At 70.1% G+C, this 24,229-nt stretch carries 19 protein-coding genes and 1 pseudogene; 10 read left to right on the plus strand and 10 right to left on the minus strand.

Translation table 11 applies throughout. The features are described 5' to 3' along the window. Positions 1–100 precede the first annotated feature (100 nt). Both GVO57_RS05030 and ada read left to right on the plus strand, forming a co-directional pair. Entirely contained in the window at positions 101–1,801 is a 1,701-nt protein-coding gene (locus GVO57_RS05030) for a methyl-accepting chemotaxis protein (protein ID WP_160592243.1), read from the plus strand. An 86-nt stretch (positions 1,802–1,887) separates the two neighbouring features. Next, positions 1,888–3,105, plus strand: a complete 1,218-nt coding sequence (ada, locus tag GVO57_RS05035) for a bifunctional DNA-binding transcriptional regulator/O6-methylguanine-DNA methyltransferase Ada (RefSeq protein ID WP_233281478.1) — start codon at positions 1,888–1,890, stop codon at positions 3,103–3,105. A 106-nt stretch (positions 3,106–3,211) separates the two neighbouring features. Here ada and GVO57_RS05040 read toward each other — a convergent pair whose 3' ends face one another. The 4 genes from GVO57_RS05040 to GVO57_RS05055 all read right to left on the minus strand — a co-directional run bounded on the left by GVO57_RS05040 (position 3,212) and on the right by GVO57_RS05055 (position 8,428). Next, positions 3,212–4,807 carry a S1C family serine protease gene (locus GVO57_RS05040; protein ID WP_233281540.1) on the minus strand — a complete coding sequence of 532 codons (1,596 nt, stop codon included), beginning with the start codon at positions 4,805–4,807 and terminating at the stop codon, positions 3,212–3,214. A 17-nt stretch (positions 4,808–4,824) separates the two neighbouring features. After that, positions 4,825–5,706, minus strand: a complete 882-nt coding sequence (locus GVO57_RS05045) for an alpha/beta fold hydrolase (protein ID WP_160592245.1) — start codon at positions 5,704–5,706, stop codon at positions 4,825–4,827. A 55-nt stretch (positions 5,707–5,761) separates the two neighbouring features. Then, a complete protein-coding gene (locus GVO57_RS05050) occupies positions 5,762–7,930 on the minus strand; it encodes a primosomal protein N' (RefSeq protein WP_160592246.1) in 2,169 nt (722 codons plus the stop codon). A gap of 75 nt (positions 7,931–8,005) precedes the next feature. Next, on the minus strand, positions 8,006–8,428 hold the full coding sequence (locus GVO57_RS05055) for an organic hydroperoxide resistance protein (protein WP_160592247.1): 423 nt from the start codon (positions 8,426–8,428) through the stop codon (positions 8,006–8,008). Between the two features lie 153 nt (positions 8,429–8,581). Between GVO57_RS05055 and GVO57_RS05060 the strand changes: the two genes are divergently transcribed. After that, a complete protein-coding gene (locus tag GVO57_RS05060) occupies positions 8,582–8,920 on the plus strand; it encodes a MarR family winged helix-turn-helix transcriptional regulator (RefSeq protein WP_327785540.1) in 339 nt (112 codons plus the stop codon). Further along, entirely contained in the window at positions 8,911–9,078 is a 168-nt protein-coding gene (locus tag GVO57_RS15380) for a hypothetical protein (RefSeq protein ID WP_327785541.1), read from the plus strand. The genes GVO57_RS05060 and GVO57_RS15380 overlap by 10 nt, the downstream gene beginning before the upstream one ends. 35 nt (positions 9,079–9,113) lie before the next feature. On the opposite strand, the gene GVO57_RS05065 is transcribed toward GVO57_RS15380, so the two are convergent. Next, positions 9,114–10,409, minus strand: coding sequence for an aspartyl/asparaginyl beta-hydroxylase domain-containing protein (locus tag GVO57_RS05065; protein ID WP_233281479.1), 1,296 nt, complete (start codon positions 10,407–10,409; stop codon positions 9,114–9,116). Positions 10,410–10,538: 129 nt separating this feature from the next. Between GVO57_RS05065 and fsa the strand changes: the two genes are divergently transcribed. Both fsa and GVO57_RS14830 read left to right on the plus strand, forming a co-directional pair. Further along, the gene (gene fsa / locus GVO57_RS05070) at positions 10,539–11,192 is read left to right on the plus strand and encodes a fructose-6-phosphate aldolase (RefSeq protein ID WP_160592248.1); all 654 of its coding nucleotides are present in this window, start codon (positions 10,539–10,541) and stop codon (positions 11,190–11,192) included. Between the two features lie 107 nt (positions 11,193–11,299). After that, positions 11,300–12,189: pseudogene (locus GVO57_RS14830) on the plus strand (tyrosine recombinase XerC). Here GVO57_RS14830 and GVO57_RS05080 read toward each other — a convergent pair. The 4 genes from GVO57_RS05080 to rsmI form a co-directional block, all read right to left on the minus strand. After that, positions 12,152–12,790, minus strand: coding sequence for a DedA family protein (locus GVO57_RS05080; protein WP_160592249.1), 639 nt, complete (start codon positions 12,788–12,790; stop codon positions 12,152–12,154). The pseudogene GVO57_RS14830 and the gene GVO57_RS05080 sit on opposite strands and share 38 nt — an antisense overlap. After that, positions 12,787–13,734 carry a glutathione synthase gene (gshB, locus tag GVO57_RS05085; RefSeq protein WP_160592250.1) on the minus strand — a complete coding sequence of 316 codons (948 nt, stop codon included), beginning with the start codon at positions 13,732–13,734 and terminating at the stop codon, positions 12,787–12,789. Before gshB ends, GVO57_RS05080 begins: the two co-directional genes overlap by 4 nt. 262 nt (positions 13,735–13,996) lie before the next feature. Next, complete coding sequence (locus GVO57_RS05090; RefSeq protein ID WP_160592251.1) at positions 13,997–14,350, minus strand: YraN family protein; 354 nt, start codon at positions 14,348–14,350, stop codon at positions 13,997–13,999. Beyond that, positions 14,347–15,180, minus strand: coding sequence for a 16S rRNA (cytidine(1402)-2'-O)-methyltransferase (rsmI, locus tag GVO57_RS05095; protein WP_160592252.1), 834 nt, complete (start codon positions 15,178–15,180; stop codon positions 14,347–14,349). The genes GVO57_RS05090 and rsmI overlap by 4 nt, the downstream gene beginning before the upstream one ends. 86 nt (positions 15,181–15,266) lie before the next feature. Between rsmI and GVO57_RS05100 the strand changes: the two genes are divergently transcribed. Continuing rightward, a complete protein-coding gene (locus tag GVO57_RS05100; protein WP_160592253.1) occupies positions 15,267–16,424 on the plus strand; it encodes a penicillin-binding protein activator in 1,158 nt (385 codons plus the stop codon). Between the two features lie 61 nt (positions 16,425–16,485). Here GVO57_RS05100 and GVO57_RS05105 read toward each other — a convergent pair whose 3' ends face one another. After that, positions 16,486–17,736 carry a NupC/NupG family nucleoside CNT transporter gene (locus GVO57_RS05105; RefSeq protein WP_160592254.1) on the minus strand — a complete coding sequence of 417 codons (1,251 nt, stop codon included), beginning with the start codon at positions 17,734–17,736 and terminating at the stop codon, positions 16,486–16,488. A gap of 117 nt (positions 17,737–17,853) precedes the next feature. Here GVO57_RS05105 and hslV point away from each other — a divergent pair, with 117 nt between their 5' ends. The 3 genes from hslV (at position 17,854) to rpoB (ending at position 24,163) form a co-directional block, all read left to right on the plus strand. Further along, positions 17,854–18,417, plus strand: a complete 564-nt coding sequence (hslV, locus tag GVO57_RS05110; RefSeq protein WP_160592255.1) for an ATP-dependent protease subunit HslV — start codon at positions 17,854–17,856, stop codon at positions 18,415–18,417. A 58-nt stretch (positions 18,418–18,475) separates the two neighbouring features. Then, complete coding sequence (gene hslU / locus GVO57_RS05115; protein ID WP_160592256.1) at positions 18,476–19,777, plus strand: ATP-dependent protease ATPase subunit HslU; 1,302 nt, start codon at positions 18,476–18,478, stop codon at positions 19,775–19,777. 225 nt (positions 19,778–20,002) lie between these two features. Continuing rightward, positions 20,003–24,163 (plus strand): DNA-directed RNA polymerase subunit beta, encoded by a 4,161-nt coding sequence (gene rpoB / locus GVO57_RS05120; RefSeq protein ID WP_160592257.1) that lies wholly within the window; start codon positions 20,003–20,005, stop codon positions 24,161–24,163. Positions 24,164–24,229: the final 66 nt, after the last annotated feature.

Here is a 24,229-nt window from a genome sequence, read left to right on the forward strand (position 1 = left end):
GCGTGTTTCATCAAAGCGTCACGCCCGGATAACCCTTTGTTGGCCATTGGCGCGGCAGGGACGGGGCATGAATGCGGTGAACGCAATCTTGACCAGACTCGTGCGCGACCGGTCCATCCGCGGGCGAATCGCCCGGCTGACCGCGGCGATGATCGCGCTGCAGGCGCTGCTCGCGCTCGCGCTGGCGGCCGGCACGCTGACGGCGCGCCACACGCTCTACACCCTGGTCGACGACCGGATCGAGCCGATTGGCGAGCTGCAGGCGGTGGTTGACGGCTATACCGATGCGCTGGCGCTGGCCCACAAGGTCAAAGGCGGGCTGCTGGCCCCTGCCGGCGCGATCAGCGCGATCAACAGTTCGCTGCCGCGCATCGATGCGCAGTGGCGGCGCTTTGCCGCCCGGCCGATGCCGCGCGCCCATCGCAATGCCGTCCGCCTGGTGGCCGAGGATATCGTCACCGCCCGCGCCGCGACCGATGCGCTGCTCAGGACGCTGCGCCGGGGGCAGATGGAGGATCTCGACTTCTTCGTGAATGGCGAGCTTTACGCCGGGATCGATCCGCTGACCGTGTCGAGCGGGCTGCTGATCGCCGCGCTGCGCGCCGATGCCGCGCATGAAAAGGCGCGGCTCAACCGGTTTTTCCTGATCGCGGGCATCGCCGTGTCGGCGCTGCTCGCCGGGGCGGCCGGCGTCGCCTGGTGGGCGGCGGGCGTGGGACGGCGGCGGATCAGCGACCCGCTGGCCGCGATTGCCGAGGCGACGCGGCGGATCGATTCGCGCGACCAGCCGATCCCGTTCCTCGACCGCGATGACGAGATTGGCGAACTGGCCCGCGCGCTTGCCTATGCGCGCGACCGCGCGATCGAGGCGCGGCGGCTGGAGAAGCAGCGCGAGCGCATGGCCCGTGATCTGGCGGAGCGCGAGCGCGCGGCGCTGCTGGCGCGCGATGCGCGGGCGGCGCGGCTCGATGCGGTGTTCGCCCGGTTCGAACAGGATCTGGCGCGGATTGTCGGCACGCTGGCCGCCGCCGGGCGGCAGATGCGCGAGGCGGCATCGGGCACGCTGCAGCGCGCCGACGATACCGAGGCGAGCGCGCGGATGGCCGCCGACATGGCCGGGCACACGGCGGCCGGCATGCGGGTGATTTCAACCAACGCCGCCGCGCTCGTCGAGGCGATGGGCGAAATCAGCGCCGAGGCCGATCAGACGCGCGGCCATGTCGCCGTGGTGCGCGACCAGACGGCGGCGAATCGCGCCCGCGCCGCCGCACTCGATGCGCTGCTGCGCGAGGTGGCCGATGTGCTGTCGCTGATCGGCGCGATCGCCAGCCAGACCAATATGCTGGCGATCAACGCTGCGATCGAGGCGACGCGGGCCGGCGATTCGGGGCGCGGCTTTGCGGTCGTGGCCGACGAGGTGAAGGCGCTCGCCCGCCAGACCCAGGCCGCCGCCGCGCAGATCAATGCGCGGCTGCGCGAGATTGACGGGATGGCGCGCGGCGTCGTCCAGTCGAGCGGCGATGTGCAGCGGCTGGTCGAGGCGCTGGACGGGGCCGCCTGCCGGATCGCCGATGCCGTGACCCAGCAAAGCGGGGCGAGTGCCGCGATTTCGACCGCCATCGCCGATGTCGAACAGGGAACGAGTAATGTCGCCGCCGGCATGGGCCAGCTGCAGAACCGCGCCCTGGTCGCGCGCCGCAATGCCGATGACCTGTCGGCGCTGTCGGAGGAAATCGCCCGCCAGTCGGATCTGCTCAGCCGCGAGGTTCAGGATCTGATGGCGTCGGTCAGGGCGGCCTGAGCGCGAGGGTTTGACCGCAAGCGGCGGGACGCGGCTTGCGCGCCGCCGGGGCATGATGGCCATCCGACAGACCAAGGCCCGCCGCCATGCCCGCACCCGATACCTGCCCGATCCTCCAGCGCCCCGCGTCCCCGGGCCTTCCAGCCTCGCAGCTTGCGACCGCGCCGGCGGCGGCGCACAAGCTGGCGGCCATGCCCGACCGCGCGGCCCCGCTGCCAGACCCGCCTGCCGACCTGCCCGACACGCCCGGTGCCGCCGCGCCGGGCGGGATCGATGCGGATCTGGCCTGGGCGGCGGTGCTGCGCCGTGACCGGGGCTTTGACGGACGGTTCGTGACCGGCGTGATGACGACCGGCATCTATTGCCGGCCAAGCTGCGCCGCGCGCCATCCGGGCCGGGCCAATGTCCGTTTCTTTGCCGATGGTGAGGCGGCACGGGCGGCGGGGCTGCGCCCCTGCCTGCGCTGCCGGCCGGACGAGGTGGCGCGCGATGCGGCGGCGCTGGCCCGCGCCATTGATCTGATCGCGGCCGCCGATGCGCCGCCCGCGCTTGGCACGCTCGCCGCCGCGGTCGGCTATTCGCCGGCGCATTTCCACCGGCTGTTCCGGCGCGCGACCGGGGTTACCCCGGCCGATTATGCGCGCGCGCTGCGCGCCCGCCGCGCCGAAACCGCCCTTGCCGGAGACACCCGCGTGACCGATGCGATTTACGAGGCCGGCTATGCCGCGCCCAGCCGCTTTTATGCCGAGGCCGGGGACCGGCTGGGCATGACGCCCCGGGCGTGGCGGGACGGCGGGCGCGGTGTCACGATCCGCTTCACCGTCGCTGACACCGCGCTCGGCCCGATGCTGCTCGCCGCGACCGGGCGGGGAATCTGCCGGCTGGCCTTCGAAGAGGACGAGGCCGGGCTGCGCGCCCGGTTTCCAAATGCGGTGATCGAGCCGGGCGGCGCGGCGCTTGACGGGCTGGTCGCCGCGGCAGTGGCGGCGGTCGCCCGGCCGGATGCCGCGCCTGATCTGCCGCTCGATATCGCCGGCACCGCCTTTCAGCAGGCAGTGTGGCGCGAACTGTCGCGCGTGCCGCCGGGGCAAACGGTCAGCTATGCGGCCCTCGCCGCCCGCGCGGGCCGCCCCGGCGCGGCGCGCGCGGCGGGCAGCGCGTGCGGGGCCAATCAGGTCGCGGTCCTCATTCCCTGCCACCGCGCGCTGCGCGGCGACGGCAGCATGGGCGGCTATGCCTGGGGGCTGGACCGCAAACGCGCCCTGCTGGCGCTGGAGCGGGGCGCGGCGCCCGATCCTGAATAGCGCCAAAAGTCCCGCGGCCTCGGACCGCAGGCTTTGACCGCTCTGATTTGTTGGTTTGCCCGCGTTTTCCGAACCGTCAGGTCAGTCCATCTGACTGGAAACCGCGCTAGCGGCCGGTTGGCGGTTTTGCGGGTCCAGCGCCTTGCTGCGGATCGCAACGATAGAGCAGCCGTTCATTGGGCGCGGGCGGCAGCACGTCGCGGATCGCGGTCGCGAGGGTCGCGACCATGCCCACCGTTTCGGGGCTGCAGGCGCGCGCCGGGTAGCGGGCGGCGAGCGCGCGCGCCGCCGCTGCCTGATCGGCCGACAGCAAATAGCGTTCGATCCGGTACTGGCCGGTCGCGGGATCAAAGCTGCTGATATCGGCCGCCGCCTGGCCCGCGGGCAGATCGGCGCGCAGCCATGTGCCCTCGACCTCGGCGAACTGGCTGCGCCCGTCGGCACAGCCGGTTCCGCTCCAGTCGAGCGCGAAATCGGCCGGGTCTGAAATCGTCACCCGGCTGCGGGCCAGATCGAGCCGGCACTGGCGCGGCCCGGTGCCGCCGGGCATCGCGGCGGCGCGGGCCGGCGGCGCGGCGGCGCGGCGTTCGGCGGCCAGCCGCGCATCGACCTCGTCGAAATCGGGCCGCGTGCCCCAGGCGATCGCCCCGCCGGCGAGCATCAGCCCCGTGCCGGCGAGCGTGGCGAGCGCCAGCCGCCGGTCGCGCCGCATCGCCAGCATCAGCGCCGCATTGGCCCCGAAGGTCGCAAAGGCCAGTGCCAGCATTGCAACGCCGATCCGCGCCTCGCGCTCGGCGGCGATCCGGTCGCGGATCGTCTGGCGGCGGGCTTCGTCGCGGTCCTCCGCCGTGTCCGCCCGGTCGCGTTCGGCGGCCGCACGCTCGGCCTCCTCGCGCGCCAGCTGGTCGTCGAGCGCCGCCTGCTCGGTCGCCGACCGGCAGGCAATGGCGGTGGTGCGCGGCTTGACCCCGGCCTCGCGCAGAAAGGGCACCAGCTCGCGCGCCGACACGGCAAAGCCGAACACCGCGTCAATCCCTTCGGAGTTGCTGACGAAGCTGTTGATGCCGACCACGCGGCCGCAGCTGTCGACCAGCGGGCCGCCGCTGTTGCCGCGCCCGATCGACGCGTCGTGGAGCACGGTGTCGAACCGCTGCGACGACGCGCCCGACGACACCCGTCCCCAGCTTTTGACCGGGGCCTGGGGGGTGACAAAGCCTTCCGCCGACAGCTCGCGTGCCCGGTCGACCGAATAGGGATAGCCGACCGCCGCCACCGCCGCCCCGTCGGGCACCGCCCCGGTCGCGATCGTCGCCGGCTCGACCCTGCCCTCGGTCAGCTGGATGAGCGCCAGGTCGCGGCGCGTGTCGATGGCGATCAGCCGGCCGGTGAAACGCTGGCGTCCCTCGGACGGCACGATGCCGATGATCGCCGTGCCCTCCGCCGCTTCGGCGAGCACATGGGCGTTGGTCAGGATGCGGTCCGGCGCGACGGCGACGCCGCTGCCCGTGCCGATGCCGCTCGGGCTGCCGCCCTCCAGCCCGACGACGACGACGCGCACGACGCTGCGGCTTGCCGCCTGCACATCGAGATTGTCCTGCGCCCGCGCCGGTGCGCCGGCGATCAGGCCGAGCAGGAGCGGGAGCAGGAGCGTGCGCATAAGGGCCGGGCGCACCGCCCGCCACCCGCGCCGCCGGGGGAGCATCGTCGTCACCCGCGCCGTCAGTTGGCGAGGAACGCCTTTACGTCCTCGCGGAAGCGCTGCGGCTGATCGAGCATGATGAAGTGATAGCTGTCGGGCACCTGCACCAGCTTCACCCCGGCGATGCCGGCAAACTGGGTCTGGTAAAAGGCGTTCATCTGCGCGTCGGTGATCGGCAGCTGCGGCGGCTTCACATACAGAACCGTGGTCGGCACGGCGATGCGCGCCAGTTCGGGGCGCAGATCGGTCAGCATCAGCTCGGCATAGGCGCTGGCGACGACGGCGGGGTCGCTCTTCTCGCTGTCCTCGATCGGGCCGGGGCGGGCGGCCTCGGTCTTGATCATCGTGGCAAGCGTCATCACCGCATTCTGGCGGCGCTGTTCGGGCGGGGCCTTGGCCATCTGCGCGGTGATCTGCTGCGCCATCGGCCGGATGCTCTCGACCGTCGCGGTCGGGCCGCCGATGAACGTGCCCATGAACGGCACCATGTCGACCACCATCAGCCGGCCGATCCGGCCGGAATGGCGTGACGCGACCATCATGCCGATCGTGCCGCCCATCGAATGGCCGATGAGTGCGGGGGCGGTCAGCTTCTGCTCGGCGGCATAGCGGGCGACCTCATCGGCCACGCGCGCGACGACCTCGCCGCTCTGGTTGCCGCCCGCGGGCGTCCCGGCAAAGCCGCGCACCTGCACGAAATGATAGCGATAGCCGGGCAGCGCCGCCGTCAGGTCCGCCCAGATGCGCGGGCTGGACGTCAGGCCCGGCACCAGGATCACGTCCGGGCCGCTGCCGCTGACCGTCACGCTGATCCGGTCCGAGGCGAAATCGGCGGCTGCTGCCGGTGCGGCGATGCCCGCCATCATGGCGACGGGGGCGAGGGCGGCAAACAGGTGGCGCATTGTAGATCAGCCTTTTTCCAAGGGTTGCGCGCCCACTTCTAGGCCGGGAGCGGGGTCAAAGAAAGCTGTATGGATCGACATCGACCGCGACCCGCACGCTCCCCGGCCAGTTCAGCCCGCCCAGCCAGCTGCGGATCATGCCCTGCAGGTCGGCGCTGCGCGGCGCATGGACAAGCAGCCGGTGGCGGTGGCGGCCGCGCAGCATGGCGAGCGGCGCGGGGGCCGGCCCGAACACATGGATCTGGCCGTCATCGGGGGCGGCGCGGCCGATCATCCGGGCGGTCTCGACGGCGGCATTGGCCTGTTCGGACGACACGATGATCGCCGCCATCCGGCCAAAGGGCGGCGCGCCCGCCAGCCGCCGCGCCTCGGTTTCGGCGGCATAGAAGCTGTCGGCATCGCCGCTGACCAGCGCCTGGATCACCGGGGCTGCCGGGTCATGGGTCTGGATGAACACCTGGCCGGGCTTGGCCCCGCGCCCGGCGCGGCCCGCGACCTGCGCGATCTGCTGGAACGTCCGCTCCGCCGCGCGCAGATCGCCGCCGGCCAGCCCCAGATCGGCATCGACCACCCCGACCAGCGTCAGATCGGGGAAATGATAGCCCTTGGTGACGAGCTGGGTGCCGATCACCACCGCGATCTCGCCCGCCTCCATCCGCCGCACAAACTCCGCCGCCCGCGCCGGCGACCACAGCGTGTCCGACGTGACGATGGCGCGCGGCGCATCGGGAAACAGCGCCGCGACCTCGTCGGCGATGCGCTCGACGCCGGGGCCGCAGGCGACCAGACTGTCCTCGGCCTTGCATTCGGGGCAGATTGCGGGAGGCTGGGCGACCAGCCCGCAATGATGGCATTGCAGCCGGTGAACCAGCCGGTGCTCGACCAGCCAGGCGGTGCAGTTCGGGCACTGGAACCGGTGACCGCAGCTGCGGCACAGCGTCAGCGGCGCATAGCCGCGGCGGTTGAGGAACAGCAGCGCCTGTTCGCCGCGCGCCAGCGTTTCCCCAAGCGCCGCGACCAGCGGCGGCGCCAGCCAGCTGCCGCGCGGCGGCGGCTGGGCGATCAGATCGATCGCGGTGATCGCCGGCAGTTCGGCCCCGCCATGCCGGCCGGGCAGGCGCAGCTCCTGATACCGGCCCAGTTCGACCTGATGGCGCGTCTCGATGGCCGGGGTGGCGGACGCGAGGATCACCGGGATCGCTTCGAACCGGCCGCGCATCACCGCGACGTCGCGGGCGTGATAGGCCACGCCCTCTTCCTGTTTGAAGCTGGTCTCGTGCGCTTCATCGACGATGATCACGCCCAGATCGGCATAGGGCAGGAACAGGGCAGAACGCGCGCCGACCACGACCTGTGCCTGGCCCTCGGCGATCGCCCGCCATGCCCGCCGCCGTTCCGACTGGCGCAGATCCGAATGCCAGGCGACCGGCATCACCCCAAACCGGGCGGCGAAGCGTTTGAGGAACGGCTCGGTCAGCGCGATTTCGGGCAGCAGGACCAGCGCCTGCCGCCCGGCGCGCAGCGCCGCCGCGATCGCCTCGAAATACACCTCGGTCTTGCCCGATCCGGTTACCCCGTCGAGCAGCACCGGCTGGAAGGCGCGGGCGTTGACGGCGGCGGCCAGCCGCCCGGCCGCGTCCGCCTGCACCGGTGACAGCAGCGGCGGCGCATGATCGGGATCGGGGGCGGGATAGGGGGCGTCGAGCGCAACCTCGACCGGGCCGAGCGCACCGGCCTTGATCAGGCCGCGAATGACCGCGTCCGACACCTCGGCATGGGCGGCGAGTTCGCGCACCAGCCCCTGCCGGCCGGCCAGCCGGGCGAGCGCGCGTTCGCGCTGCGCGCTCAGCCGGTCGGGCACCGCGCCGGTCAGCCGGTATTCGAGCACCGTGCGCCCGCCATCCAGCGCCGAGGCGGAGGGCAGCGCCATGCGCAGCACGGCAGCCGGCGGGGCGAGATAATAATCGGCTGTCCATTCGATCAGCCGGCGCAGCTCGGGGCGCAGCGGCGGCGCATCGTGCCGCGCGATCAGGTTGCGCAGCCGGTTGTCGCCGACTTCGCCGGCCGAGGGCATGTGCTCGGCCTCCCACACCACCCCGGTCAGCTGGCGCGGCCCCAGCGGGGCGATGACGATCGTGCCCGGCGGCGCGGCCATGCCGGCCGGCACCCGGTAATCGAGCGGGCCAAGGGCGGCGTTGGTCAGGAGGATGCGGGCGCGGGACATCGCCGCCCGGAGATAGCGCTGCGCGCGGCCGTTAAAAAGCCGCGCGCAGCAAAAGCGCCGGCGATCGTCGCCGGATCAGACAACGGTCAGGCTGACCTCGACATTGCCGCGCGTGGCGTTGCTGTACGGGCAGACGCGGTGGGCGGCGGCGACCAGCGCCTCGGCGGCGGCGCGCTCCATGCCGGGCAGGGTGACCGACAGCGCGACCGTCAGGCCAAAACCTTCGCCCGTCGCATGGGGACCGATGCCGACGCTGGCGGCGACCGCCGCATCCCCGGCAACGGCGATCCCCTGCTGCTGGGCGACGAAGCGGGTCGCGCTCAGGAAACAGGCGGCATAGCCGGCGGCGAACAATTGTTCCGGATTGGTGCCGGCCCCGCCCTGACCGCCCAGCGCGCGCGGCGTGTCGAGCCGGACGTCGAGCGCGCCATCGTCGCTGCGCGCGCTGCCGGTGCGGCCGCCGGTGGCGCTGGCATGGGCGGTGTAGAGGATGGTCATGACGGTCTCCTTGGTTACGGGGGCGGGCTTCACTCCCACTGCATCCAAGATATATCGTGCACGATATATTTCAAGGCGTGCCCGCCGGCTGTGCCCTGCCGCTGTGTTTTGCCCATTGCTCGCCAAGCCGGGCGGGCGGCGATAGCATGGGGCATGGCCGCATCCGAACCGTCCGATCCCGTCCCGCCCGCCGGCGATCCGGCGCGTGCCGCGCTCGCGCTCGACACCCAGCTGTGCTTTGCCGTCTATTCAACCGCCCATGCGTTCAACCGGCTCTACAAGCCGCTGCTCGACCGGCTGGGGCTGACCTATCCGCAATATCTGGTGATGCTGGTGCTGTGGGCGGAGGATGACCAGACGGTCGGGGCGATCGGCGAGCGGCTGATGCTGGAGACGAGCACGCTTACCCCTTGCTCCAGCGGATGGAACGCGCCGGGCTGGTCATCCGGCGGCGCGGCACGGCCGATGGGCGGCAGGTGCGCGTGGCATTGACCGATGCCGGGCGCGCACTGGCGGACCGGGCCGGGCAGGTGCCGCTGCACATCTTTGCCGCGACCGGCTGCCCGGTCGACGAGCTGCAGGCGCTGCGCACCGCGCTCGGCCAGCTGCGCGACCGGCTGGTCGCCGCCGCGGATCTGCCGCCGGGCTGATCCGCGTGCCCGTGCCGTCGGGCCGGTTGATGCGCTCAATGTTCCTCGGGGAACGGGTCCATGCCGCTGGTGTCGGCGGCGGTGAAGAAGCGGTTGATCAGCGCGCGTTCGCCCGCGCCGATATGGGGGTTCCACACGTCGAAGATCAGCACCGCGCGCAGCTGATCGCTGTCGTTCCACGCCTCATGCTCGATCGTGTCGTCAAAGGCGAAGGCCTGGCCCTCGACCCATTGCCGGGTCTCGCCGCCGACGCGAAAGCCGCAGCCTTCGGGGACGATCAGCGCCAGATGGACGATGGTGCGCGCATTGGTGACGCCGGTGTGCGGCGGGATGCGCGTTTTCGGGTGGAGCAGCGAGAAAAAGGCGGTCGGCGCGCGCCCGGCATGATCGGCCAGCGGCAGGCTGTCGAGCAGCGCCGCGGTTTCGGGGCAGCGGGCGCAATGATCGTCGACCCGTTTGCCGTGCCGCCACAGGAAATAGGCGCTCCACCGCTTCGAATGGTCAAGCTCGCTCCATTTGCTCTCGGGATAGCCCGAGGGGAACTGGACATAGGGCGCAAAGCCGTCATCGCCGCGCGCCAGCAGGTCCTGCAGCTCGGCGCGGATCGCCGGGGCCGCCGCCTCCAGCCGCTCCATCCACGGGAAATGCGCGCGGTCGAAATATTCGTCGGCGGGCAGGAACGGGACATGCATGCCTGAGCATTCATTGGCATAGATCTGCCGGCGCCCGAGCATCCGGTCGACCGCCGCGCGCACCCGGCGCGTGTCGGCCGGGGGCAGGCCCTCAAACGCCTCGGCCATCGCCGTGTCGATCACCGTGCCGAACGCGGTCTGGCGGGTGCGGGCAAAGTCCCGGCCATGGGCCAGCAGCGCGCCCAGATCGCCCGACAGCTGCCCTTCTGGTGGGGCCACGGCACTGGCCTGCCCGTAAAGCGCCGCCGCGCGGCTGTCCTCGCCGCGGCGTTCGGCAAGATGCGCCTTGCGCAGCAGCGCGACGAAATGGCGCGCATCGATGGCGAGCACGCGGTCGAGCGCGTCCTGTTCGCCGGCATCGTCGCCCATGTCGCGCGACGCGCGGGCGACGTTCAGCCACAGGATCGGCTCGCCCGGATCGGCGGCCGCCGCCCGGGTGAACAGGACGTGCGCCGCCTGCGGCTCGCCCAGCCCCAGCCGGATCGTGCCGAGCGCGTTGAGCAGCCGGGGATCGCCCGGTGCCAGCGCCAGCGCCTCTTCCATCAGCCGTGCCGCCTCGTCGAGCTGCCGGGCCTGTTGCGCCTGCTGCGCCGCGCTCACCAGCCGGGCGACGCGGCCGTCCATCGTCATGCTTGCCATGCCGTCACCATAATCGGGCGCGCGCGCCCGGCAATCGCTGTTGTGCGATCAGCCCTGCACGCAATCATCCTTGTTCGCCGGGCCGGGCCGGGGCTATGGCCCGGCCAGCTCAGCAGCAGGATGCACCCCATGAAATTCTTCGTCGATACCGCCGACACCGCCGACATCCGCGAACTGGCCGAGACCGGCCTGCTCGACGGCGTGACCACCAACCCGTCGCTGATCCACAAGGCGGGACGCGATTTCCTCGACGTGGTGCGCGAGATCTGCGCGATCGTCCCCGGCCCGGTGTCGGCCGAAGTGGTCGCGCTCGACCATGACGGCATGATGCGCGAGGCCGATATCCTGCGCCGCATCGCCGATAATGTGACGGTGAAGGTGCCGCTGACGCTCGACGGGCTGAAGACGTGCCGCCGCCTGACCGAAGAGGGCACGATGGTGAACGTCACCCTGTGCTTTTCGGCCAATCAGGCGCTGCTCGCCGCCAAGGCGGGGGCGACCTTCATCTCGCCCTTTGTCGGCCGTCACGACGATAACGGCTTTGACGGGATGCAGCTGATCTCCGACATCCGGCTGATCTACGACAATTACGGTTTCGACACCGAAATCCTGGTCGCGAGCGTCCGCCACCCGGTGCATGTGCTCGAATCCGCGCGCATCGGCGCGGATGTGGCGACGATGCCGCCGTCGGTGATCCGCCAGCTCGTCCGCCATCCGCTGACCGACAAGGGCATTGAAGGCTTTCTGGCCGACTGGGCCAAGTCGGGCCAGACGATCGGCTGAGACTTGTGGGCTTTGCTTCCGCAGTCGCTGAAGCGCGACTGTGGAAGCGGGCCGGGGCCGCGACATCAGCGCCTGGGGCTTGCGCGCCTTGGCCCGCACCCCAGGCTGTGCGGGATGACCGACGCGCACCCCTTGCCGCTGCCTTTGCCGCGCATCTGCGGCGCGACCGGCGCCGGTCGGTCCACACGGTGCGCGCCTATCAGGCGACGGCGGAGCGGCTGATCGGCTTTCTCGCCGGGCATCTGGGCGGTCCGGTCAGCGTTGCGGAGCTGGCGGCGCTGACCGCTGCCGATCTGCGCGCCTTTCTTGCGCTGCGGCGCGGCGACGGGATCGGCAATGCCTCGGCGGCGCGCGAACTGTCGGCGGTGCGCAGCTTCCTTCAGCATCTGGGCATCGATCCGCCGCGGCTGCGCGGGCCGCGCGTCCGCCCCGGCGTGCCCCGGCCGGTCTCGCCCGACGAGGCGGTCGCGCTGGCCGGTGACGTGGCCGAGGCGCGGGGCGGCTGGACCGGCGCGCGCGATCTGGCCGTGCTGCTGCTGCTCTACGGGGCCGGACTGCGCATCGGGGAGGCGCTGGGCCTGACCGGGGCGGTGCTGCCGCTCGGGCCGACGATCGCGGTCACCGGCAAGCGCGGCAAGACGCGCATCGTGCCGCTGATCCCCCGGTGCGCGCGGCGATCGACGCCTATGTCGCCGCCTGTCCCTATCCGCCAGGGCGCGACCTGCCGCTGTTCCGGGGCGCGCGCGGCGGCCCGCTGGAGCCGTCGCAGCTCAGGCGCGCGGTGCGCGGCGCGCGTGCGCGGCTGGGGCTGGGGGAGCGGACGACGCCACATGCGCTGCGCCACAGCTTTGCCACCCATCTGCTCGGCCGGGGCGTCGATCTGCGCGCGCTTCAGGAACTGCTCGGCCATCAGAGCCTGAGTTCGACGCAGATCTACACCGCCGTCGATGCGGCGCACCTCATGGATGTGTATCGGAACGCGCATCCGCGGGCGTGACCGGGTGCCGCCGCCGCCATGTCGCCTGCCGCCAGACATAGGTGAGGACAACCAGCGCGATCACCGCGGTCGAAAGCGGGCCGATCACCTGTTCGATCTGGCCGAAGCGGCGGCCGAGCAGATAGCCGGCGAGCGCCAGTGCCGCGCTCCACCCTGCCGTGCCGATCGTCGACCAGATCAGGAAGCCGCGCAGCCGCATGTTGAGCAGCCCGGCGGGCACCGACACGATCGAGCGGATCGTCGGCATCATCCGCCCGACGCCGACCAGCCAGCCGCCGAACCGCCCGAACAGCGCCTCTGCCTTTTCGACATCGTTCCAGTCCATCGTCAGCCAGCGGCCATGGCGTTCGATCAGCGGGCGGAACCGCGCCAGGCCGATCACCCGCGCCGCCGCATACCAGAAGAAATTGCCCAGCATCGCCCCGGCCGTGCCCGCCGCGATCACGCCCGGCAGGTGCATCGGCCCCTGCGCGGCGCGCAGCCCGGCGACCGGCATGATCACTTCCGACGGGATCGGCGGGAACACGGTTTCAAGGAACATCAGCAGCGCGACACCCAGATAGCCGCCCCGGTCGATCAGCTCGAACACCCAGTCGCTCATTTGAGCTTGCTCTCGATCGCGTCCCAGATGCGCGCCGCGGTGTCGGTGCCGTTGAACCGGTCGATGGCGACGATGCCGGTGGGCGAGGTGACGTTGATCTCGGTCAGCCACTGGCCGCCGATCACGTCGATGCCGACGAACAGCAGCCCGCGCCGCTTGAGTTCGGGGCCGAGCGCCGCGCAGATCGCGCGCTCGCGCTCGGTCAGGTCGGTCTTGGCCGCCTTGCCGCCCACCGCCAGGTTCGACCGGATCTCGCCTTCGCCGGGCAGGCGGTTGACCGCGCCGGCCACCTCGCCATCGACCAGCACGATGCGCTTGTCGCCCTGAGCGACGCCGGGCAGGAACGCCTGCACGACATGCGGCTCGCGCCAGGCGGCGTTGAACACCTCGATCAGCGACGACAGATTGGCCCCGTCCGCGCCGATGCGGAAGATCGCCTTGCCGCCATTGCCGTGCAGCGGCTTGACCACCACCTCGCCGTGGCGGGCGAGAAACGCCTTGGCTTCGGCAACGCTGCGCGTGACCAGGGTCGGCGGCATGAACTGTGCATAATCGAGCACCCAGACCTTTTCCGGGGCGTTGCGCACCTGAACGGGGTCGTTCACCACCAGCGTCCGGTCGGCGATGCGTTCGAGCAGATGGGTGGCGGTGATATAGCCAAGGTCGAACGGCGGATCCTGCCGCATCAGCACGACATCGGCCTCGGCACCCAGATCGAGCCGCACCGGATCGGCAAAGGCGAAATGATTGCCGGCCACCGCCTGCACGGTCACCGGATGCGCGCTGGCCCAGACGCGCCCGGCCTCATAGCTCAGATCCTCGGGCGCGTAATGGAACAGCCGGTGGCCGCGCGCCTGCGCCGACAGCATCAAAGCGAAGGTCGAATCGCCCGCAATGTTGATCGAATCGAGCGGATCCATCTGGACGGCGACCGCAAGCGACATGTCGGCAAACTCCGTTGACTGGCGCGCGCTGTAGGGCGGCCGGCGGGGCCTGTCACGTCAGCGGGTGTTTTTGTTTGTCGCGGCGTCATGGTTGGGAAGAACGGCACCGGCCCGCTCCCCCACCCGGCCTCCCATCGACAGGATATGCTATGGGAGGCCGGGTGGGGGAGCGGGCCGGTGCCGCCCCCGCGCCGCGAGGCGCGGCACAAACAACCCGGTGCCGCCCCCGCGCCGTCAGGCGCGCAACCAGGACTCTCGCCCCTCAGCCGATCCACGCATTCTCGATATGGCGCGGCAGGCGGCGGGGGGCGATCAGCAGCACGTCGATGCGCACCGCATCCTCGGGCCGGGCATAGCGGGGCAGCAGATATTCGGCTGCCGCCGCAACGCGGGCGAGCCGGCGTTCGTCGATCGCATGGTCGAGCGCGGCGTCGCTGGCGCGGGTCTTCACCTCGACAAAGGCGACCAGCCGCCCGCGCCGCGCGACCAGATCCACCTCACCCACCGGGGTGCGCACCCGCCGGTCGAGGATCTGCCAGCCCTTCAGCCGCAGATACCAGGCGGCGCGCTCCTCGCCGGCGCGGCCGCGGGCCTCGGCGGCGCGCCGGCCGGTCATGGCTTGAGCGCCAGCGCCCGCGCATAAAGCGCCTTGCGGTCAAGGCCGAAGCGCCGGGCCACTTCGCCCGCCGCCTTGGCCGCCGGCAGCCGGGTCAGCGCCTCGGCCAGCGCGGCATCGGCATCGTCCGCGCTGGGCGGCGCGGCGGCACCGGGCGGGGCGACGACGATCACCAGCTCCCCCTTGGGCGGCTGTTCGGCATAGCGCTCGGCCAGCTGGCCGAGCGTGCCGGTCACGCATTCCTCGAACTTCTTGCTGATCTCGCGCGCCACCGCCGCCTCGCGGTCGCCAAGCCCCGCGCCCAGTGCGGCCAGCGTCGCGGCAAGGCGCGGCCCGGCTTCGTACAGCACCAGCGTCGCGCGCACCGCCGCCACCTCGGCAATCGCATCGGCGCGCGCCTTGGCCTTGGTCGGCAGAAAGCCGAGATAGAAGAACCGGTCGGTCGGCAGCCCGGCCAGGGTCAGCGCGGCGATCGCCGCGCACGGGCCGGGGATGGTGGTGACCGCGATGCCCGCCGCGTGCGCGTCGCGCACCAGCTTGTAGCCGGGATCGGAGATCAGCGGCGTCCCGGCATCCGACACCAGCGCCACCGCCTCTGCGGTCATGCGCGCGATCAGATCGGGCCGGACGCGGTCGGCATTGTGATCATGATAGGGCAGCATCGGCCGCCTGGCACCGATATGGTGGAGCAGCCGGGCGGTCACCCGGCTGTCCTCGACCGCCAGCAGGTCGGCACGGGCAAGAATGTCAGCGGCGCGCGGCGACAGATCGGAAAGATTGCCGATCGGCGTCGCGACGATGTAGAGGCCGGGCGCAAGGGAGTTGGACATTGGGGATCGTCATGGCAGAGGCAGCGCCCGCGCGGCAACCTGAGAGTGGCCGGGGCACAGGCCAGGGGCGTGGCGGACGGACGCCCATGCTGGCGACGCGGCTGACGCCGGTCATCGGCCTGTTCGCGCTCGCGGCCTGCCAGACGATGGTGCCCAAGCGGCAGGCGCCGACGCCCGCCCCCGGGCCGGCGCAGACCGAAACCGGCCCGGCGGCTGAGGAACTGCCGACCGACCAGAACCGCCACCGCATCGCGCTGCTCGTGCCGCTGACCGGCACCAATGCGGCGGTCGGCCAGTCGATCGCCAATGCTGCCAATCTTGCCGTGCTCGACACCGGCGGCAAGCGCATCCGCATGACCGTCTATGACACGGCGGTCGGGGCGGCCGGGGCCGCCGAGCGCGCGATCGCGGATGGGGCCAAGGTCATTCTGGGGCCGCTGCTGGCCGATGACGCGCGCATCATCGCCCCGGTCGCGGCAAAGGCGCGGGTGCCGCTGGTCAGCTTTTCCAACGATGCCGCGATCGCGGGCGCCGGCACCTTCGTCATGGGCTATTCGCCTGCCCAGTCGATCGACCGGGTCGTGCGCTTTGCGCGGGCGCGCGGAGCGACCCGCTTTGCCGGGCTGACGCCCACCGGCGTCTATGGCGACCGGGCGGGCACGGCGTTCCTGCGCGCGGTCGAAAGCGCGGGCGGGCAGGTGGTGTCGCTGCAAAGCTTCGACCGCAGCCGGGGCGGCCTTGCCGCCGCGGTCACCCGGCTGGGCCGGGGCAGCGCCTATGACGCGGTGCTGATCGCCGATGGCGGGCGCATCGCCGTGCAGGCCGCGCCGCTGATCCGCAAGGCCGGGGCGACCGAGGCCCGGCTGCTCGGCACCGAGCTGTGGAATGCCGAGACCGGGCTGGCGGCGATGACGCCGCTGGCCGGCGCGTGGTTCGCCAGCGTCTCGGACGGGCTTTATGCGCAGCTCGCCGCCAAATATCGCGCCCGTTACCAGACCGCGCCCTACCGGATCGCGTCGATGGGCTATGATGCGGTGCTGCTCGTCACCCGCATCGCGCAGGACTGGCGCGTCGGCCAGCCCTTTCCGGTCGCGCGGCTGACCGATCAGGGCGGCTTTACCGGCATTGACGGCGCGTTCCGCTTCGGCCGCGACGGCGTCGCCGAACGCGCGCTTGAGGTGCAGGAAGTCGGCGCGGGCACGCTGGTCACCGTGTCACCGGCCCCGGCGCGCTTCGACGACTGACGAACGGGCGCACAGGCGCGGCAGCGGGCGGCCCCGTGCGGGACCGCCCGCCCCGGCAATCTTAGGGCAGCAGGATGCCGGCCAGCGCCGCCGACATCAGATTGGCGAGCGTGCCGGCGATCACCGCGCGCACGCCCAGCTGGGCGATCAGCGGGCGCTGATTGGGCGCCAGGCTGCCGGTCGCGGCCATCTGGATGGCGATCGAGCTGAAGTTCGCAAAGCCGCACAGCACGAAGGTGATGATCGCGCGGCTGCGGTCGCTGAACACCGTCGCCTGGCCAAGATCGATGAACGCCACGAACTCGTTGAGCACGATCTTGGTGCCGAGCAGCCCGCCCGCCGCCTGCGCCTCGGCCCAGGGGATGTTGATCAGCACCATCAGCGGTGCGAGCAGCGTGCCGAGCACGCCCTGGAAGCTCAGCCCCGGATAGCCGAACCAGCCGCCAATGCCGCCCAATATGCCGTTGGCCAGCGCCACCAGCGCGACAAAGGCGAGCACCATCGCCCCGACCGCGACCGCGATGCGCACGCCGGTCTGCGCGCCCATTGCCGCGGCCATGATGATGTTGGCGGCCTTTTCCTCTTCCTCATGCGCCTCGACGGCGGCGATCACCTCGTCCTCGACCGCGACCGGGGCGGCGGTGCCGCGCTCATCGGGCATCACGATCTTTGCCATCAGCAGCCCGCCGGGTGCGGCCATGAACGATGCGGCGAGCAGATAGGGCAGCGATTCCGGCCCCAGAAAGCTGGCATAGGCGGCCAGGATCGTGCCCGCGACGCCCGCCATGCCGACCGACATCACCGCGAACAGCTGCGACGGGGTGAGGGCGGCCAGATAGGGGCGGATGACGAGCGGCGATTCGGACTGGCCGACAAAGATGTTGGCCGCCGCGCACAGCGATTCGACCTTGGACACGCCGGTCAACCGCTCGATCGCCCCGCCGACCCAGCGGATGACGAACGGCATCACGCGCAGGTGATAGAGCACCGCGATCAGCGCGGCGAAGAAGATGATCACCGGCAGGCCCGAAATCGCAAAGGCGGTGCCGAACTTCGGATCGCTCGCCAGATTGCCGAACAGCAGCCGCGTGCCGTCGCTGGCATAGCCGAGCAGGTTGGACACGCCGCGCGACAGCGCCTCGATCACCGCCCGCCCGGCGGGCACATAGAGCACGAGCACGGCGATCCCGGCCTGCAGCGCAAAGGCGGACCCGACGACGCGCGGGCGGATCGCCCGCCGGTTTGCAGACAACAGCACCGCCAGGCCGAGAATGACGATGATCCCGGCCAGGCCGATCAACAGACGAGACATTGGCTGGAACAGCCCCCCAAAACACGAAACGGCCCTTCTTGCGGGCAAATGGCGGCAAAGGCGAGTCCGCAAATCGGCAGCCGTTGCACAACCGCGCCCGCCCCCATATCGCCGGCCATGAACGCACAGGAACAAAACGGACCCGGCTGGCACGGCACGACCATCCTCAGCGTGCGCCGGGGCGGCCGGGTGGTCGTGATCGGCGACGGTCAGGTGTCGATGGGCCAGACGGTGATGAAACCCAATGCCCGCAAGGTCAGGCGGCTGCATGACGGCTCGGTGATCGGCGGCTTTGCCGGCGCGACCGCCGATGCCTTCACCCTGTTCGAGCGGCTGGAACGCAAGCTGGAGACGCATCACGGCCAGCTGCTGCGCGCGGCGGTCGAGCTGGCCAAGGACTGGCGGACCGACAAATATCTGCGCAACCTGGAGGCGCTGATGATCGTCGCCGACAAGGATGTGACGCTGATCCTGACCGGCAATGGCGATGTGCTGGAACCGGTGGGCGGGATCGCGGCGATCGGGTCGGGCGGGCAGTTCGCGCTCGCCGCCGCCCGCGCGCTGGCCGATTACGAGCCGGACGCCGAGGCGCTGGCCCGGCGGGCGATGGCGGTGGCGGCGGAGATCTGCGTCTATACCAACGACCAGCTGACCGTCGAAGCCCTCGACAGCGCGGCCTGACCGCACGCAACCCCTTTCATCTCCTTGATTTGCGGCCGCCCGGCGGCCAGGACGGACCATGCAGGACAAGCTTACCCCCAAGGCGATTGTCGGCGCGCTCGACGCGCACATCATCGGCCAGGCCGAGGCCAAGCGCGCCGTCGCCGTCGCGCTGCGCAACCGCTGGCGCCGCCAGCAGCTCGGCCCCGAGCTGCGCGACGAGGTGACGCCCAAGAACATCCTGATGATCGGGCCGACCGGCTGCGGCAAGACCGAGATCAGCCGCCGCCTCGCCCGGCTGGCCGATGCGCCGTTCGTCAAGGTCGAGGCGACCAAGTTCACCGAGGTCGGCTATGTCGGCCGCGATGTCGAACAGATCGCCCGCGATCTGGTCGAGGAGGCGATCCGGCTGGAAAAGGAACGCCGCCGCCTCGCCGTCAAGGACAAGGCCGAGGCCGCAGCGATGGCGCGGCTGCTCGATGCGCTGACCGGCAAGGATGCGAGCGAGGCGACGCGCAGCGCCTTCCGCCAGCGGTTCGAGGACGGGCATCTCGACGACAAGGAGATCGAGATCGAACTGGCGCACCAGCCGCAGATGCCGCTCGACGTGCCGGGCATGGGCGGGCAGATGGGGATGATCAACCTGTCCGACCTGATGGCGCGGGCGATGGGCGGCGGCCAGATGAAGCGCCGCAAGCTGAGCGTCCGTGCTGCCTGGGACAAGCTGATCGAGGAAGAGGCCGACCGCCGCCTCGACCAGGACGAGCTGAACCGCGCGGCGATCGCCGATGCCGAGGCGAACGGCATCGTGTTCATCGACGAGATCGACAAGATCGCCGTGTCCGATGTGCGCGGCGGATCGGTGAGCCGCGAGGGTGTGCAGCGCGATCTGCTGCCGCTGATCGAAGGCACGACGGTCGCGACCAAATATGGGCCGATGAAGACCGACCATATCCTGTTCATCGCCTCGGGCGCGTTCCATGTCGCCAAGCCGAGCGACCTGTTGCCCGAGCTGCAGGGGCGGTTGCCGATCCGCGTCGAGCTGAAAGGGCTGAGCGAGGCCGATTTCGTCGCCATCCTGTCGGACACCAAGGCGTCGCTGCCGGCGCAGTACAAGGCGCTGCTCGCGACCGAGGGGGTGGCGATCGACTTCACCCCCGACGGCATTGCCGCGATCGCGCGCATCGCCGCCGAGGTGAACGGCCAGGTCGAGAATATCGGCGCGCGGCGGCTGCAGACGGTGATGGAAAGGCTGCTCGAACAGCTGAGCTTCGAGGCCGAGGAGCGCGGCGGCGAGACGGTGCTGATCGATGCCGCCTATGTCGAGGCGCAGCTGGCCGGCATCGCCCGCAATACCGATCTGTCGCGCTACATCCTGTGATGCAATGAGCGGCGACGGGGCGGCGGCTGGACAGCGCCGCCCCGTCATCCTATAAGTCAATCATCTGCCCGCCCTTTCGGGACATGGCACGCCTGAGCGCAGCGTGCCGGACGAATGGAAAGAGCGGGCTGCCTGACGCTTGAAGCTGCCACCCCGGTTGCGGGGTGCGCGGCTTTTCGTGTCGGCTGCGCGTTCGCATTCTAACGGCGAGGCAAGCACTTACCCATGGCAAGCAAGGCAGTTCCGGCTTCGGCTGGCGGCGCGACCAAGCGCATCCGCAAGGTTTTCGGCAACATCCACGAAGTGGTGCAGATGCCGAACCTGATCGAGGTGCAGCGCGAAAGCTATGAACAGTTCCTGCGCTCCGATCCGGCGACCGGCTATGTGTCGGGGCTGGAAAAGACGCTGCGCAGCGTGTTCCCGATCCGCGACTTTGCCGGCACCGCCGAGCTGGACTTTGTCCATTACGAGCTTGAGCCGCCGAAATACGACACTGACGAATGCCGCCAGCGCGGCATCACCTATGCCGCGCCGATGCGCGTGACGCTGCGCCTGATCGTGTTCGAGGTCGATCCCGATACCGAATCGCGCTCCGTGCTCGATATCAAGGAGCAGGACGTCTATATGGGCGACATGCCGCTGATGACGGAGAACGGCACGTTCATCGTCAACGGCACCGAGCGCGTGATCGTCAGCCAGATGCACCGTTCGCCGGGCGTGCTGTTCGATCATGACCGCGGCAAGACCCATGCGTCGGGCAAGTATCTGTTCGCCGCGCGCGTCATCCCGTATCGCGGCTCGTGGCTCGATTTCGAGTTCGATGCCAAGGACATCGTCAACGTCCGCATCGACCGCAAGCGCAAGCTGCCGGTCACCAGCCTGCTCTATGCGCTGGGCCTGAACGGCGAGCAGATCCTCAACCATTTCTACTCGACCGTCACCTGGGTGCGCGGCGAGGGCGGCTGGAAGGTGCCCTTCGTCGCCGAGGCGTGGCGCGGGCAGAAGCCGGCGTTCGACGTCGTCAACGCCGAGACCGGCGAGATCGTGTTCGCCGCCGGCCAGAAGATCACGCCGCGCGCCGCCAACAAGGCGGCCAAGGACGGGCTGGCGATGCTGCTGATCCCGACCGAGGAGATTTTCGGCCGCTATTCGGCGCTCGACCTGATCAATGAGACGACCGGCGAGATCTATATCGAGGCGGGCGACGAGGTGTCGCCCGAGAATCTCGACAAGCTCGACCGTGCCGGCCTCGACCGGGTCGAACTGCTCGACATCGATCATGTCAACACCGGTCCCTGGATCCGCAACACGCTCAAGGCCGACAAGGCCGAGGAGCGCGACCAGGCGCTGTCCGACATCTACCGCGTCATGCGCCCCGGCGAGCCGCCGACGCGCGAGACGGCCGAGGCGCTGTTCGCCGGCCTGTTCTTCGATCCCGAGCGCTATGACCTGTCGGCCGTCGGCCGCGTGAAGCTCAACATGCGCCTTGAGCTCGACTGCCCGGATACGGTGACGACGCTGCGCACCGAGGACATCCTGGCCGTCGTCAAGACGCTTGTCGACCTGAAGGACGGCAAGGGCGAGATCGACGACATCGACAATCTCGGCAACCGCCGCGTGCGTTCGGTCGGCGAGCTGCTGGAAAACCAGTACCGGGTCGGGCTGCTGCGCATGGAGCGTGCGGTCAAGGAACGCATGTCGTCGGTCGATGTGTCGACGGTGATGCCGAACGACCTGATCAACGCCAAGCCCGCGGTCGCCGCGGTGCGCGAGTTCTTCGGCTCGTCGCAGCTGTCGCAGTTCATGGACCAGACCAACCCGCTGTCGGAAGTGACGCACAAGCGCCGCGTGTCCGCCCTCGGGCCGGGCGGTCTCACCCGCGAGCGCGCGGGCTTCGAGGTCCGCGACGTCCATCCGACCCATTATGGCCGTATCTGCCCGATCGAAACGCCGGAAGGGCCGAACATCGGCCTGATCAACTCGCTGGCGAGCTTCAGCCGGGTCAACAAATACGGCTTCATCGAAACGCCGTATCGCCGGGTTCTGGACGGCAAGGTGACCAACGAGGTCGTCTATCTGTCGGCGATGGAAGAGGCCAAGCACACCATCGCCCAGGCCAATGCCGAGCTGGATGGCGAAGGCCGCTTTGTCGAGGAGCTGATCTCCGCGCGTCAGGCGGGCGAGTTCCTGATGGCGACGCCCGACATCATCACGCTGATGGACGTCAGCCCCAAGCAGCTGGTGTCGGTCGCCGCGTCGCTGATCCCGTTCCTGGAAAATGACGACGCCAACCGCGCGCTGATGGGGTCGAACATGCAGCGCCAGGCGGTGCCGCTGGTCCGCGCCGAAGCGCCGTTCGTCGGCACCGGGATGGAAGAAACCGTCGCGCGCGATTCGGGCGCGGCGATCGCTGCCAAGCGGTCGGGCATCGTCGACCAGGTCGACGCCACCCGCATCGTCGTCCGCGCAACCGGTGAGGTCGAGGCCGGCAAGTCGGGCGTCGACATCTACACGCTGATGAAGTTCCAGCGTTCGAACCAGAACACCTGCATCAACCAGCGTCCGCTGGTGAAGGTGGGCGATGTGGTGAGCGCCGGCGACATCATCGCCGACGGCCCGTCGACCGAGTTCGGCGAGCTGGCGCTCGGCCGCAACGCGCTCGTCGCGTTCATGCCGTGGAACGGCTACAATTATGAAGACTCGATCCTGATCTCCGAACGGATCGTGAAGGACGACGTCTTCACCTCGATCCATATCGAGGAGTTCGAGGTGATGGCCCGCGACACCAAGCTCGGGCCGGAAGACATCACCCGCGACATCCCGAACGTCGGCGAGGAAGCGCTCCGCAACCTCGACGAGGCGGGCATCGTCTATATCGGTGCCGAGGTCGAGCCGGGCGACATCCTGGTCGGCAAGATCACGCCCAAGGGCGAAAGCCCGATGACGCCGGAAGAAAAGCTGCTCCGCGCCATTTTCGGCGAAAAGGCGTCGGACGTGCGCGACACGTCGCTGCGCCTGCCGCCGGGCGTTGCCGGCACCGTCGTCGAGGTGCGGGTGTTCAACCGCCACGGCATCGACAAGGACGAGCGCGCGATGGCGATCGAGCGCGAGGAGATCGAGCGGCTGAAGAAGGACGCCGATGACGAGCGCGGCATCCTCAACCGCGCGACCTGGTCGCGCCTGCGCGACATGCTGATCGGCCAGACCGCGACCGCCGCGCCCAAGGGCGTGAAGAAGGGGGTCGAGATCGACGCCGAACTGCTCGAGCAGGTCGAGCGCCATGAATGGTGGAAGTTCGCGGTCGCCGACGACCGGGTCCAGGCCGATCTGGAAGCGGTCAAGGCCCAGTATGACGAGGCCGCCAAGCTGATCCAGGACAAATTCGAGGATCGGCGCGAGAAGCTGGAGCGGGGCGACGAACTGCCGCCGGGCGTGCTCAAGATGGTCAAGGTGTTCGTCGCGGTGAAGCGCAAGCTGCAGCCGGGCGACAAGATGGCCGGCCGTCACGGCAACAAGGGCGTCATCTCGCGCATCCTGCCGATCGAGGACATGCCGTTCCTCGAAGACGGCACGCATGTCGACATCGTGCTCAACCCGCTGGGCGTGCCCAGCCGCATGAACGTCGGCCAGATCTTCGAGACGCATCTGGGCTGGGCCGCGCGCGGCCTTGGCAAGCAGATCGCCGAGGCGCTGGAAACATGGCGTGAGGCCAATCCCAAGGGCCAGGTCGTGGCGCCGCCCGATGCGGTGCGCGAGCGGATGAAGCTGGTTTATGGCGAGAATTATGTCGCCGAAATCGGTGCCCGGTCGGACGAGGAAATCGTCGAAATGGCGCAGCTGCTGAAGGGCGGCGTGCCGATGGCGACCCCGGTGTTCGACGGTGCGCGCGAAGCCGATGTGTCGGACATGCTGGCGCTGGCCGGCTATGACACCTCGGGCCAGTCGACGCTTTATGACGGCCGCACCGGCGAGGCGTTCGACCGCAAGGTGACCGTGGGCTATATCTATATGCTCAAGCTCCACCACCTGGTCGACGACAAGATCCATGCGCGCTCGATCGGGCCTTACTCGCTCGTCACCCAGCAGCCGCTGGGCGGCAAGGCGCAGTTCGGCGGTCAGCGCTTCGGGGAAATGGAGGTCTGGGCGCTCCAGGCCTATGGCGCCGCCTACACGCTGCAGGAAATGCTGACGGTGAAGTCCGACGACGTGGTCGGCCGCACCAAGGTCTATGAGGCGATCGTCAAGGGTGACGACACCTTCGAGGCCGGCATCCCCGAGAGCTTCAACGTGCTCGTCAAGGAAATGCGCTCGCTCGGCCTCAATGTCGAACTCGCGTCCATGTCGGACTCCGACCAGGACGAGGATTTCGCCAAGGCCGCCGAATAAGCGGGGACAAAGCGGGGCGGCGCGGCCGCCCCGCCGCCTGCCCGCGACGATTTGCCCATATTGAGC

The sequence above is a fragment of the Sphingomonas changnyeongensis genome, from assembly GCF_009913435.1.
Classification (GTDB): Bacteria; Pseudomonadota; Alphaproteobacteria; order Sphingomonadales; family Sphingomonadaceae; genus Sphingomonas_B; species Sphingomonas_B changnyeongensis.